The sequence below is a fragment of the Flavobacterium sp. TSSA_36 genome (genome assembly GCF_051547165.1).
GTDB lineage: Bacteria > Bacteroidota > Bacteroidia > Flavobacteriales > Flavobacteriaceae > Flavobacterium.
On record NZ_JBPTTP010000001.1, the window covers coordinates 278343 to 292658 of the forward strand.

A 14316-nucleotide genomic window follows, 5' to 3' on the forward strand; every position below is an offset into this window, starting at 1 on the left:
TTTAATTCTCCCAACAAAATAAAAATTAACCAAGAATTATTCATTTTTTTAACCTTAAAAATTTAGTTTAATTTAAAATTGACTTGCATTTTTTCTAACTCAAAAAGGAGTTCATTCGAAATCTTAACTTTTAGTTTTCGACTAGGCATGGCTAGTTTGGTGACTACTTTTATTTCTTCAATTTCTTCTACTTTTGGCGCAATCGGATTGGTATTGGTTTCTACTTCGTCATTGGTTTCAAATTCTTGCTCCTCATCGTCATTTCCTTCGTGAGCCACCATTCGCCGTACGCGTTCCAGCTCCATTACCTCAAAATTGACTGTATGTTCCCCTTTATTTTGCTGAAACAAGTCGTTTAATTTATAAATAAATTCTGCTTCAATATCCTTAATATTCAACAACAAAATCAATTTTTTAGCATAGGCTTCTAAGACATCTTGCAATTGCTTTACCTCAACAAATTGTATTCTAGGCTCAGCTCGTTTACCTGTTTCTTGATTGACCCAACCTTCTTTTACCAATATCTTAATATAAGTAAAATTATTTTGAATGAAGAAATGACGAAATTTCAAGTACTCTTCTCCAAAAATTCGAAACTCAAAATTTTCATCATAGCCTTCGAGCGTAAACATGCCCCATCCTTTACCATTTTTGGCTACACGATGTTGCACATTATTAATGATGCCCGCAAAAGTTAGTGTTTTGGTAACGTGTTGTTCTAAGCTTTTTAGGGCTTCCAACTTTGCATTACAGAAATACTTCATCTCGAATTTATAGTCATCCAAAGGGTGACCCGAAATATAAATCCCCACCACTTCTTTTTCTTTGGCGAGTTTTTCCATGGTGCTCCAATCCTCGCAGGGCGGCACCACAGGTTCAGCAATTTGTACCTCGCTACTTTCTCCAAACAAACTTACTTGGGAGGAGTTTTCATTTTCTTGAAATTTTGCTCCATATCGAATAGCCTTTTCATAAAACGTAATCCCATCACCATCATCATGAAAATATTGTGCTCGAGTGGTTCCCTCAAACGAATCGAAGCCTCCTGCCAAGGCTAAATTTTCGATAGCTTTTTTATTGGCAGCTCTCAAATCGATGCGTTTGGCCAAATCAAAAATGGATTTGTATTTGCTGTCCTTTCTGTTTTCAACAATTGTTGCCACCGCTCCAGAACCTACACCTTTGATGGCTCCCATTCCAAAACGAACGGCGTAATCTTCATTTACAGTAAATTTATAGAAAGACTCATTAACGTCAGGACCCAAAACTTGCAATCCCATACGCTTACATTCTTCCATAAAAAACGACACTTGCTTGATATCATTCATGTTATTCGAAAGTACCGCAGCCATGTACTCTGCAGGGTGATGCGCTTTCAAATAAGCCGTTTGATAGGCAATCCAAGCATAACAAGTAGAGTGCGATTTATTAAAAGCATAACTCGCAAATGCTTCCCAGTCTTTCCAAATCTTCTCCAAAACCGTTGCATCATGACCTTTGGCAGCTGCTTGCTCCACAAACTTCGGCTTCATTTTATCCAAAACGTCTTTTTGCTTTTTACCCATTGCCTTACGCAAAACGTCGGCCTCACCTTTGGTAAAACCAGCCAAAGATTGAGACAAAAGCATCACCTGCTCTTGGTATACCGTAATTCCGTAGGTTTCAGACAAATATTCAGCACAAGCATCTAAATCGTATTTGATTTCTTCTTCGCCATTTTTTCTTCGAACGAAAGACGGAATATACTCTAATGGTCCTGGACGATACAAGGCATTCATCGCAATCAAATCCCCAAAAACAGTAGGCTTCAAGTCCTTCATATACTTTTGCATACCAGGTGACTCGTATTGGAAAATCCCTACTGTCTCTCCTCTTTGGAACAGCTCATAGGTTTTAACATCATCAATAGGAAACGTATCGGGATCGAGCTGAATTCCCGTTCGGTATTTTACTAATTTAACAGTGTCTTTAATCAACGTAAGGGTCTTCAACCCCAAGAAGTCCATTTTCAACAATCCTGCACTTTCAGCCACCGAGTTGTCGAACTGGGTAACATACAAATCCGAATCTTTGGCCGTAGTTACTGGAACATAATTGGTAATGTCTGATGGCGTAATAATCACCCCACAAGCATGGATCCCAGTGTTTCGCATCGAACCCTCCAATATCTTGGCTTGCTGAATGGTTTCTCCAGCCAAATCACCACCATTAGCAATAGCAATGAGTTCTTTTACACTATCAAACTCATCCGAACGCAACGCTTTTTTTACGTCGTCTTCTTTTTCTGAAATAAAACGCGCCAAATTCCATTTTGATGGCATCATACCCGGAATTAACTTCGCAATTCTATCCGCTTCAAACAAAGGCAAATCCAAAACACGAGCCGTATCTCGAATAGCCGATTTCGTAGCCATTTTACCATAGGTAATAATTTGAGCTACTTGATTGGCACCATATTTATTGATTACATAATCCATTACTCGACCTCGGCCCTCATCATCAAAATCGATATCAATATCGGGCATGGACACACGATCCGGATTCAGGAAACGCTCAAAAAGCAAATCGTATTTAATAGGGTCAATATTGGTAATTCCCAAGCAATACGCTACCGCCGAACCCGCTGCCGAGCCACGACCTGGCCCAACAGAAACGTCCATTTTTCGTGCTTCGGCGATAAAATCTTGTACAATCAAGAAATAACCAGGATAACCCGAATTGGAAATGGTTAGTAATTCAAAATCTAATCGTTCTTGAATCGACTCCGTGATTTCACCATAACGTCGCTTTGCTCCTTCCATTGTAAGGTGTCGCAAATAGGCATTTTCTCCTCTAACGCCACCATCAGCTTCATCTTCTGGTACTACAAATTCTTGTGGAATGTCGTATTTAGGCAACAGTACGTCACGGTACAAGGAGTAAATTTCGACTTTATCTACAATTTCTTGAATGTTAATAATCGCATCAGGCAAATCGGCAAAGAGTTTTTTCATCTCCTCACCCGACTTATAATAATATTCCTGATTGGGCAATCCATAACGATAGCCCCGACCTCTACCAATGGGTGTGGCTTGTTTTTCGCCATCTTTTACACACAACAAGATATCGTGTGCATTGGCATCTTCTTTATTTAAGTAATAGGTATTGTTGGTGGCAATAAGTTTGACTTGATGTTTCTGAGAAAATTCAATGAGTGTTTTATTCACCCTATTTTCATCTTCTTGATTGTGGCGCATAATTTCGAGATACAAATCGTCTCCAAATTGTGCTTTCCACCAAAGCAAAGCATCCTCAGCTTGATTTTCCCCTACGTTCAGAATTTTACTCGGAATTTCTCCGTATAAATTTCCAGACAAAACCATTATATCTTCTTTGTACTGTTCGACTATAGTCCTATCAATTCTTGGCACATAATAAAAGCCTGCTGTGTAAGCAATAGAAGCCATTTTGGCCAAATTGTGATAGCCTTTTTTATTCTTTGCCAATAAAACCACTTGATAACCATTGTCTTTCTTGGTTTTATCCAAATGATTATCACAGATGTTGAACTCACAACCTACAATAGGTTTTATCTCGGTTTCAGTGGGTTCTTCTCCACTTTCTACCAATGCTTTGTTTTTAGCCGATGCCGATTTGTTGTGATTCATAACGGCACTCACAAAATGAAAAGCCCCCATCATGTTTCCAGTATCCGTCATGGCTACTGCAGGAAAATTATTTTTGGCCGTAGCCGCTACCAAACCACCAATCGCAATGGTGGATTGCAAAACAGAAAACTGTGTGTGATTGTGCAAATGAGCAAAAGCTGCTGCCGAAAAATCTTTCTTTTCTGTTTCGGTCAAAATTGGTGCATCGGTAACAACGCCTGAGGCTTTAAGTTGTTCCCGAATAGCATCAGAAGCCTTCTTAAGATTGATGTGCTTTAATCCAATTAACGGAAAAGGATCTGGATTTTTACTTTGGAATTCCTTGAAGTAAATAGGTTCTACTTCCAACTCCTGTTTGGTAAAAACTTCTTTTCTAATTAATTCCAGAAAACATCTTGTGGTGGCCTCAACGTCGGCAGTGGCGTTGTGTGCTTCAGCAAAAGGTTGGTCAAATAAATACTGATGCAACTCAGTAAGCGTTGGCAATTTGAACTTACCTCCTCTACCACCAGGCAATTTCAATAAGGAAGCAGTTACCTCAGTACACGTGTCAAGAATTAGCATTTCACCCATAGGCGAAGCCACACCCAAACGATAAAACTCGCAACCCATAATATTGACATCAAAACCTACATTTTGACCTACAATAAATTTAGCTTTACCTAAAGCTATATTGAACTTCTCTAATACTTCCGCCAAAGGAATTCCCTCTGCTTGCGCTAATTCGGTAGAAATACCGTGGATTCGCTCGGCATCATAAGGAATATTGAACCCTTCTGGCTGCACCAAATAATCTTGATGCTCCACCAAATTCCCCATATCATCGTGCAACTGCCAAGCGATTTGTATACATCTTGGCCAGTTATCAGTATCAGATAAGGGCGCTCCCCATCGTTTGGGTAATCCGGTGGTTTCGGTATCGAATATTAAGTACATAGGTTAAAATAACAAAGATTAAAAATTCCAAAATCCAATTTTGAAACTCCTTAAAAAACTGATTTTAAAGAGTATAAAAAAAAGCAAAATACAAAATGGCGGAAGTTCAAATTTAGTTTTTTTTTAAAGAAACTTGAGGCTATTTGTTTTTTTATTCCAATCAAAATCTTGCTTAAAATTTCGGCACCAAAGCCAAAGAAATTTTAATCCTTTTCATTAAAAAAACACAAAATCTCATTTTTGGATGTCGTAGTTTTAAATTAAAAAAAAAGTGTTTTAAAGAACTCATCTTATCAATTTTACTTCTAAATAATACCCCTTTCACTAGGCACAAAAACAGCACTTTGTTGACTATTTTTAATCAAAAAACAAGATTTAGATAGAAAAAACGCAGTGAAATCATTGAAAAAACGGTTTAATTAAAAAATAACACAATAAAAATACAATATCTAAAAAGGATTTTAATTTTAAAAAAAGATGTTCCCTCTTTTCAAATCAATAGCAAAACCAATCCAACTTTTTCCTTAAAAAAGAAAGTTTTTAATTCTAATCTGCCGTAGAAAAAGAATTTGGGTATCGTATATAATGAAATTTCAAAATTGACACTTTTTATTCGTTTGCTACATTTGTCTTCCAAGTTATACTTTTTGGGTAGTAACCCAATAAAAAAGACCAATACACTAAAAAAAATAGTTAAAATGAGTACTACATTATTCGACAAAGTATGGGATGCGCACGTGGTGCGTAAAATAGAAGATGGACCAGATGTGTTTTTTATTGACCGTCATTTTATTCACGAAGTGACTAGTCCTGTAGCTTTTTTAGGTTTGAAAGAAAGAGGCATCAAGGTATTGTATCCTGAACGCACTTTTGCCACTGCCGATCACAATACACCAACTATAAACCAACACTTACCGGTTGCCGATGCTTTATCTGCTAATCAATTGAAAGCGTTGGAAGACAATGCCGCTGAATATGGCATTTCGCACTGGGGATTGGGCCATCAAAAAAATGGTATCGTTCACGTTGTAGGTCCTGAAAACGGAATTACTTTACCCGGCGCAACTATCGTTTGTGGTGACTCTCATACATCTACTCACGGTGCTTTTGGAGCGATTGCTTTTGGTATCGGAACTTCGGAGGTGGAAATGGTTATGGCTACGCAATGTATTATGCAGCCTAAGCCAAAGAAAATGCGTATCAACGTAAATGGAACTTTGAGCAAAGGTGTGGGACCAAAAGACGTAGCATTATATATTATTTCAAAATTGACAACTTCGGGCGGAACAGGATATTTTGCTGAATATGCAGGAAATGTTTTTGAAGAAATGTCAATGGAAGGCCGTATGACGGTTTGTAATTTGAGTATCGAAATGGGGGCTCGTGGTGGTATGATTGCTCCTGACCAAAAAACATTCGATTTCTTGGAAGGTCGTTTGTATGCTCCAAAAGGAGAAACTTGGACCAAAGCAGTGGAGTATTGGAAAACTCTGAAAACAGATGCTGATGCAATATTTGATGCTGAATTGAATATCGACGCAGCGGATATTGAACCAATGATTACTTACGGAACCAATCCTGGAATGGGAATTGGTATCACCAAAAATATTCCAAACGCCAACCAAGTGGAAGGTGGTGCCGAAACTTATAAAAAATCTTTGGGCTATATGGGTTTCCAAGAAAATGACGTGATGATTGGCAAACCAATTGATTTCGTTTTTTTAGGAAGCTGTACCAATGGTCGTATTGAAGATTTTAGAGCTTTTACAGAAATTGTTAAAGGAAGACAAAAAGCAGATAATGTTACCGCTTGGCTAGTTCCAGGTTCTCACGTTGTGGAAGCACAGATTAAAGAAGAAGGTCTTTTGGATATTCTTACAGAAGCTGGTTTTGTATTGCGTCAACCGGGTTGTTCGGCTTGTTTGGCAATGAACGATGATAAAGTTCCTGCCGGAAAATATGCAGTAAGTACATCCAACAGAAACTTTGAAGGTCGCCAAGGTCCTGGTTCAAGAACGTTATTGGCTAGTCCAATTATGGCTGCTGCTGCTGCTGTTACTGGAAAACTGACAGATCCTAGAGATTTAATGATTTAAGAATGTAGATTAACGATTTTTAATTTCAGATTTCGTTGGAAAACTAAATTCTTCATCACAATGACTTTTTACAATATATTTAATACAAAATTAGCGGACAAGATTTGATTTCTACACATAAATCAACAATCTAAAATCGTTAATCTAAAATCTAAAATTCCCATGGCATACGATAAATTTACCATCCTTACCAGTAGTGCAGTGCCACTACCGATAGAAAACGTGGATACCGATCAAATCATTCCAGCTCGTTTCTTGAAAGCCACAAAACGTGAAGCTTTTGGAGACAACCTTTTCAGAGACTGGAAATACAATGGAGACGATACTCCAAAAGCAGATTTCGTTTTAAACGACGCAACATACAGCGGAAAAATATTAGTGGGCGGAAAAAACTTTGGTTCAGGTTCTTCAAGAGAACACGCAGCTTGGGCAGTTTACGATTATGGATTCCGTGCCGTAGTTTCTAGTTTCTTTGCAGATATCTTCAAAGGAAATTGCTTGAATATTGGTGTTTTGCCAGTTCAAGTAAGCCCGGAATTTGCGGATACTATTTTCAAAGCAATCGAAGTCGATCCAAAGACAGAATTGGAAATCAATTTGCCAGAGCAAACCATTACACTTAAAGTAACGGGGCAAAAAGAGTCTTTTGATATTAATGGGTACAAAAAGAACAATATGATTAACGGATTTGATGATATTGACTACTTGCAAAACATTAAAGAAGAAATTACAGGGTTTGCAGATAAACTGCCTTATTAGGGAGTGCTCAATTTATAGTATTTAGTATTCAGTAAATCTGTTTATAAATAAAGTAGTACTGAAAAATACAGTACAATTTAAAATAACACCTGATGGCTTTTTCTAAAACTGTCAGGTGTATTATATATAAAGGAGTATGATTTTAGAAGTCGCACTACTGCATTCTAATCTTAGATACAATTACACAAAAAATTGAATTGCCTCCAGCTTTAGCTGGAGGAATGAAATTGAAATAGTGCTCAATGGCTTTAGCCAAAATGTTTTGCTGTTTTGGCTAAAGCCTATTCGACGACATTCATTCATTTACCTCCAGCTAAAGCAGGAGGCAATTTAAAATCAGCAATGGGCTAAATAGCTATAAAAATTATCAAGATGAATTTCAAGCCCAGCACGATTGAAGACATAGATAGCATTTTTGAATTTTACGATATGGCGATTGCCTATCAAAAAACGAAATTCAACAAACAATGGCAAGGTTTTGACAGAACCTTAGTAGAAAAAGAAATAGCTGAAAACCGCCAATGGAAAATTAGAATTGACAACGAAATTGCTTGTGTTTTTGCCATAACATTTGAAGACAAAAGCATTTGGAAAGAGAAAAATAGTGACAAAGCCGTTTATTTTCACCGAATAGTAACGCATCCTAAATTTAGAGGACAACATTTTGTGGAAAAAATAATCGATTGGGGATTGCCATTTGCAAAAGAAAATAATTTGGATTTTTTGAGAATGGATACTTGGGGCGATAATGAATCTTTAATTGAATATTATCAAAAATGTGGGTTTAATTTCCTTGGAATTATCACTCCAGATTATGAGGGTTTACCCAAACATTATGAAGGAATAACATTAAGTCTATTTGAAATTAAAGTAGAATAGTAAAAACATATAATACCCTTTTTAAAAGGAATACAAAAAGCAATATGGAAAAAAGAAAAATTGAAATAATGGACACGACCTTGCGCGATGGAGAACAAACTTCGGGCGTATCGTTTTCGGCTGCTGAAAAACTAACCATTGCTCAATTATTATTAGAAGAATTGCATATTGATCGCATCGAAATTGCTTCTGCTCGAGTGAGTGAAGGAGAGTTTCAAGGCGTAAAAGGCATTATGGATTGGGCCGCTACGAAAGGCTATACGAATCGAATAGAGGTTTTATCATTTGTTGATGGCGGAATTTCTATTGAATGGATGAAGAAAGCTGGCGCCAAAGTTCAAAATTTGCTAACCAAAGGTTCCCTGAATCATCTGACCCATCAGTTAAAAAAAACGCCCCAACAGCATTTTGATGAAATTGCTCAAGCTATAGCTTTGGCACATCAAAACGGAATTGCTACCAATGTCTACCTCGAAGATTGGAGTAACGGTATGCGCAATTCTCCCGAGTATGTATTTCAATACTTGGCCTTTATCACACAACAGCCCGTTAAGAGAATTTTACTTCCTGATACGTTGGGCGTATTAATTCCTTCGGATACTTTTGAATTTGTTTCTAAAATCACACAAAAATACCCTGACATTCACTTTGATTTTCATGCACATAACGATTATGATCTTAGTGTTGCCAATGTCATGGAAGCCATAAAAGCTGGAATCAGCGGTTTACACGTAACTGTAAATGGAATGGGAGAACGCGCCGGAAATGCTCCTTTGGAGAGTACCGTTGCCGTTATCAATGATTTTTTACCTCAAGTAAAAATCAATATCAAAGAAACTTCTCTATACTCAGTTAGCAAACTTGTAGAAACTTTTACTGGATATAGAATTCCGGCGAACAAACCCATAGTTGGAGATAATGTTTTTACTCAAACCGCTGGTATTCATGCCGATGGAGACAACAAGAATAATCTTTATTTTAACGATTTATTGCCTGAGCGATTTGGAAGAAAACGAAAATACGCGCTTGGAAAAACATCAGGCAAAGCCAATATCGAAAAAAATCTTCAAGAATTAGGTTTACAACTTAATCCCGAAGATCTAAAACTCGTCACACAACGCATCATCGAGTTGGGTGACAAAAAAGAAACGGTTACCAAAGAAGATTTACCTTATATCATTTCGGATGTTTTAGACAGTCAGTCCTATCAAGAAAGGGTTGTGGTGCAATCTTATGTTTTGGTTCATGCCAAAGGAATGCGTCCTTCTACTACACTTTGCCTAAAAATTGATGGCGAAGTTATAGAAGAAAATGCACAAGGCGACGGACAATTTGATGCTTTTATGAATGCCCTCAACAAGATTTACAAAAGCAAAAAAATGACTTTACCTAAGCTCATCGACTATGCCGTAAGAATACCTCCTGGCAGTAGCTCAGATGCTTTGTGCGAAACAGTCATCACTTGGACAATCAGTGGAAAAGAATTTAAAACACGAGGATTAGATTCGGACCAAACTGTTGCCGCTATCATTGCCACGCAGAAAATGTTGAATGTAGTTACTAATTAAAAAATGAAATGATTGAAAAGATTGAAAAATTAAAACGCCAATCTTTACATCTTCAAATAATTCAATCTTTAAATAAATAATTTATAATGAAATTAAATATTGCCCTTTTAGCCGGAGACGGCATCGGACCAGAAGTCATCAACGAAGCCGTAAAAGTATCGGATGCCATTGCCAAAAAATTCAATCATGAGATCACTTGGACACCTGCCTTAACTGGTGCTTGTGCTATTGATGCTGTTGGCGTACCTTACCCTGACGAAACGCACGAAATATGTATGAAAGCCGATGCGGTTTTGTTTGGAGCTATTGGACATCCAAAATACGACAACAATCCAAGTGCACCCGTTCGTCCGGAACAAGGATTGTTACTAATGCGTAAAAAATTAGGATTGTTTGCCAATGTACGACCAACTTTTACTTTTCCTTCATTAATTGACAATTCTCCTTTAAAAAAAGAGCGTATCGAAGGAACAGATTTGATTTTCCTAAGAGAATTAACAGGCGGAATTTATTTTGGTGAAAAAGGAAGAAGAGATGATGGCGAAACTGCTTTTGACAATTGTGTGTACACTAGAGCTGAAGTACAACGTTTGGCGAAAAAAGGTTTCGAATTAGCCATGACGCGTTCTAAGAAATTATGCTGTGTAGATAAAGCTAATGTGTTAGAAACCTCTCGTCTTTGGAGAGAAACGGTTCAAGCTATGGAAAAAGACTATCCAGAAGTAGAAGTGAGTTATGAATTTGTAGATGCAGTCGCAATGCGTTTGGTACAATGGCCTAACTCTTATGACGTATTGATTACCGAAAATTTATTTGGAGACATATTAACCGATGAAGCTTCTGTAATTTCAGGTTCAATGGGATTAATGCCTTCCGCTTCTGTTGGAGAACACACCTCATTATACGAGCCCATTCATGGATCTTACCCACAAGCTACGGGATTAAACATCGCGAATCCATTGGCTACCATTTTATCTGCTGCAATGATGTTTGAGGATGCTTTTGGATTAAAAGACGAAGCACAAGCCATCAGAACTGTAGTAAACAAATCACTAGAAGAAGGAATCGTTACCGAAGATTTAGCACCTAATGGAGGTAAAACTTATAAAACAAGTGAAGTTGGTGATTGGTTAGTGGCCAATTTGTAAAACAAAAAAACATTCTTCAGCCCCCGCTCCTTCGGAGAGCGCAGGGGGTGAGGAAACAAAAAAGGGAACAATTTTTCAACTGTTCCCTTTTTTTATACTAGAAAAAAATATTAATATCTTCCTCCTCTGTCACCACCACCGCGGTTGTTTCCGTAACCTCCGCGTGAATCACCACCACGGTTGTTGTTGAAACTTCTTCTTTCGCCTTCTGGTTTTGGCTCAGATTTGTTAACCACAATTGCACGTCCTTGAACAGTAGCACCATTTAATTCGTCAATTGCTTTTTGAGCTTCCGCGTCGTTTGGCATCTCAACAAAACCAAACCCTTTACTTCTACCAGTAAATTTATCAGTAATAATTTTAACTGAATCTACTGCTCCGTAAGCCTCGAAAGACTCTCTTAAATCTGCTTCCTCAATACTGAATGGAAGACTTCCAACAAAAATGTTCATAAGTACTTATTTATAATAATGCAACAAATGTAATCTTATTTTATTGTAATCTACTATGTAATACAATAATTATACAATTATTGTGAAAAAAAAATATTTCGCTACCACTTGTAACAATTTAATAACTAGACTATTTGATTAAAGTCACCACTTCTGGAGCTACTGGAACTTTGTAAAAAACACCTTGTGAAAAATAAAATTCTTTAGATTCTTGAGTATCTGTAGCAACATAAGGAATCACAACACTAAAAGTGCCACTAATCGTATTTTTTATTGCATCATACTCGGTAATCGTAATTTTACCTGTTCCTTTTCCGTCCTGCGAAGAAAGAGTAGTTGTAGGAGTAGTTTCGCGTGATGTATAGGACACATAATCTATCGTATTATTATCCAAGACATAGGTTTTTACTTGAGTGGAAGAAAGATGTAATGTCAAGGTTTCCTCCAAAGTAACAGCTTCTATCGCTATTGTTCCGTCTTTAGACAAAGTCGCTTTACTCTGAAGAGCGCGCCAAAAAATAGTGTTCATTAATCCTTGAACCGAAGGAGTATTAAAAACCACCTCATCAGAACATGAGCTCATAAACAAGGACAAAATAATAATAAATAGCGTTTTTTTCATTTGACACAAATCACAATTATGGACTGCAAATCTATTCTTTTTTTCTCTTCAAACCATCAAAAAACAGTTTGCAATCTGGGATTAAAATTCTATGGCTTAATAATATAAGTCCGTTTTAGTTTTTTTAAATAAAAAATGTATCTTTGCACCCTCAATTAATCGAGGTCGAGTACCTCAAAATTTAATCACAAGATTATGTCAGTAAAAATTAGATTACAAAGACACGGTAAAAAACAAAAACCTTTTTACTGGGTTGTAGCAGCAGATGCTCGCTCAAAAAGAGATGGTAAATACTTAGAGAAAATCGGTACTTACAATCCAAACACTAACCCAGCAACTATCGAATTAAATTTGGATAGTGCAGTGAAATGGTTGCACAATGGTGCTCAACCCACTGATACTGCAAGAGCAATTCTTTCTTACAAAGGTGCTTTATTGAAACACCACCTTGATGGAGGTATCCGTAAAGGAGCTTTAACTCAAGAACAAGCTGATGCAAAATTAGCTGCTTGGTTAGAAGCAAAAGCTGGTAAAGTGGATGCTAAAAAAGAAGGTTTGACTAAAGCTCAAGCTGCTGAAAAAGCAAAAGCTTTGAAAGCAGAACAAGAAGTAAATGCAAAACGTTTAGCTGCTGCTGCTCAAGCTGAAGCTGACGCTATTGCTGCTGCAACTCCTGCTGAAGAAGTTGCTGAAGTTGAAGCTGAAGAAGCTCCAGCTGCAGAAGAGAATAACGAAACAACTGAGGCTTAATTTTACCCAGCGACAATGCATAAAAAGGACTGTTTCTATTTAGGTAAAATCGCTAAAAAATTTAGTTTCAAAGGGGAAGTCCTAGCTTATCTAGACACGGACGAACCTGAGTTATACGAAAACTTGGAATCAGTGTTTGTTGACCACAACAAACACTTGGTTCCTTTTTTTATTGAAAGTAGTTCCCTGCACAAAAACGACTTTTTACGCATCCGTTTTGAGGATATTACTACCGAGGAACAAGCCGATGCACTTATCGGAAACGACATCTACCTTCCATTAAAAATGTTACCCAAATTGAGCGGTAACAAATTTTATTTTCACGAAGTAATCGGATTTGAAATTGAAGACCAACGTTTAGGCTATGTTGGAGAAATCCAATCTATCAACGACACCACTGCACAACCTTTATTTGAAGTACTAAAAGGCGACGCAGAAATCTTAATCCCAATGATTGACCATTTCTTGGTAAAAGTAGACCGTGAAAACAAAAAAGTCATCATGGATTTGCCAGAGGGATTGATTGAAATGTACCTGTAAAGTTTAATCGGTTATTTGTTTATTCGGTTAATCGAAAAAATCAGAAATACTTCGCTAGTTCATTATCGTTCGGGTTAACACTCGTCAATCTACAATCTGAAATCTTTATGTCAAAATTCCAATTCAAAAACTTTTTTGTTGAACAAGACCGTTGTGCTATGAAAATTGGCACCGATGGTGTTTTATTGGGCGCTTGGGCTCCTATTGACAATCATCCTTTCAGCATTTTAGATATTGGTACTGGAACAGGCATCATCGCTTTGATGTTAGCACAAAGAAGCGCCGCACAGCAAATTGATGCTTTAGAAATAGACGAAGCTGCTTACGAACAAGCAACCGATAACTTCGAAAATTCACCTTGGAACGATCGTTTGTTTTGTTTTCATGCCGGTTTGGATGAATTTATAGAAGAACCCGAAGACGAATATGATTTGATTGTTTCCAACCCCCCTTTCTATTCCGAAGATTACAAAACCGAAAACGAATCACGCGATTTAGCACGATTTCAAGATGCCATGCCTTTTGAGCAATTACTCGAAGCGGCTGATTTACTACTTTCTGAACAGGGGATTTTTGCAGTCATTATACCCTTCAAAGAAGAAGAAAATTTTATGGCTTTGGCGAACGAATTCGAATTGTATCCTTTGAAAATCACACGTGTCAAAGGAACACCTACTACAGAAATCAAACGTAGTTTATTGGCTTTTAGCCGAAATGAAACTACTGATTTACCAATTGACGAATTGGTTATCGAAACCGCAAGACACGTCTACACTCCAGAATATATTGAATTAACTAAGGATTTTTATTTGAAGATGTAAAAAGTAATCTTTAATTTTATTTAAAATAAATTAGACTTCATACATTATAAATAAACTATTTTAGGTGTAATTTTATATTTCAATCTAAAAACAACTGA

11 protein-coding genes are annotated in these 14316 nt (G+C 37.1%); 8 read left to right on the plus strand and 3 right to left on the minus strand.

Going from position 1 to position 14316, the window contains the following annotated elements:
- Positions 1-62 precede the first annotated feature (62 nt).
- Positions 63-4583 (minus strand): DNA polymerase III subunit alpha, encoded by a 4521-nt coding sequence (gene dnaE / locus ACSVH7_RS01260; protein WP_438064882.1) that lies wholly within the window; start codon positions 4581-4583, stop codon positions 63-65.
- A 698-nt stretch (positions 4584-5281) separates the two neighbouring features.
- Between dnaE and leuC the strand changes: the two genes are divergently transcribed.
- From leuC to leuB, 5 genes are all read left to right on the plus strand, one after another.
- Positions 5282-6679, plus strand: coding sequence for a 3-isopropylmalate dehydratase large subunit (leuC, locus tag ACSVH7_RS01265; protein ID WP_438064883.1), 1398 nt, complete (start codon positions 5282-5284; stop codon positions 6677-6679).
- A 162-nt stretch (positions 6680-6841) separates the two neighbouring features.
- Positions 6842-7438 carry a 3-isopropylmalate dehydratase small subunit gene (gene leuD / locus ACSVH7_RS01270; RefSeq protein ID WP_438064884.1) on the plus strand — a complete coding sequence of 199 codons (597 nt, stop codon included), beginning with the start codon at positions 6842-6844 and terminating at the stop codon, positions 7436-7438.
- A gap of 372 nt (positions 7439-7810) precedes the next feature.
- Positions 7811-8317 carry a GNAT family N-acetyltransferase gene (locus ACSVH7_RS01275; RefSeq protein WP_438064885.1) on the plus strand — a complete coding sequence of 169 codons (507 nt, stop codon included), beginning with the start codon at positions 7811-7813 and terminating at the stop codon, positions 8315-8317.
- A gap of 44 nt (positions 8318-8361) precedes the next feature.
- Complete coding sequence (locus tag ACSVH7_RS01280) at positions 8362-9885, plus strand: alpha-isopropylmalate synthase regulatory domain-containing protein (RefSeq protein WP_438064886.1); 1524 nt, start codon at positions 8362-8364, stop codon at positions 9883-9885.
- Between the two features lie 86 nt (positions 9886-9971).
- The gene (leuB, locus tag ACSVH7_RS01285; protein WP_438064887.1) at positions 9972-11033 is read left to right on the plus strand and encodes a 3-isopropylmalate dehydrogenase; all 1062 of its coding nucleotides are present in this window, start codon (positions 9972-9974) and stop codon (positions 11031-11033) included.
- Between the two features lie 110 nt (positions 11034-11143).
- On the opposite strand, the gene ACSVH7_RS01290 is transcribed toward leuB, so the two are convergent.
- Entirely contained in the window at positions 11144-11485 is a 342-nt protein-coding gene (locus tag ACSVH7_RS01290) for an RNA recognition motif domain-containing protein (RefSeq protein ID WP_064715451.1), read from the minus strand.
- A 130-nt stretch (positions 11486-11615) separates the two neighbouring features.
- Entirely contained in the window at positions 11616-12107 is a 492-nt protein-coding gene (locus tag ACSVH7_RS01295) for a DUF6252 family protein (protein WP_438064888.1), read from the minus strand.
- A 195-nt stretch (positions 12108-12302) separates the two neighbouring features.
- Here ACSVH7_RS01295 and ACSVH7_RS01300 point away from each other — a divergent pair, with 195 nt between their 5' ends.
- The 3 genes from ACSVH7_RS01300 to ACSVH7_RS01310 all read left to right on the plus strand — a co-directional run bounded on the left by ACSVH7_RS01300 (position 12303) and on the right by ACSVH7_RS01310 (position 14218).
- Positions 12303-12857, plus strand: coding sequence for a 30S ribosomal protein S16 (locus ACSVH7_RS01300; protein WP_159688096.1), 555 nt, complete (start codon positions 12303-12305; stop codon positions 12855-12857).
- A gap of 15 nt (positions 12858-12872) precedes the next feature.
- Entirely contained in the window at positions 12873-13397 is a 525-nt protein-coding gene (gene rimM, locus ACSVH7_RS01305; RefSeq protein WP_438064889.1) for a ribosome maturation factor RimM, read from the plus strand.
- A 107-nt stretch (positions 13398-13504) separates the two neighbouring features.
- The gene (locus ACSVH7_RS01310) at positions 13505-14218 is read left to right on the plus strand and encodes a tRNA1(Val) (adenine(37)-N6)-methyltransferase (RefSeq protein WP_438064890.1); all 714 of its coding nucleotides are present in this window, start codon (positions 13505-13507) and stop codon (positions 14216-14218) included.
- Positions 14219-14316 lie beyond the last annotated feature (98 nt).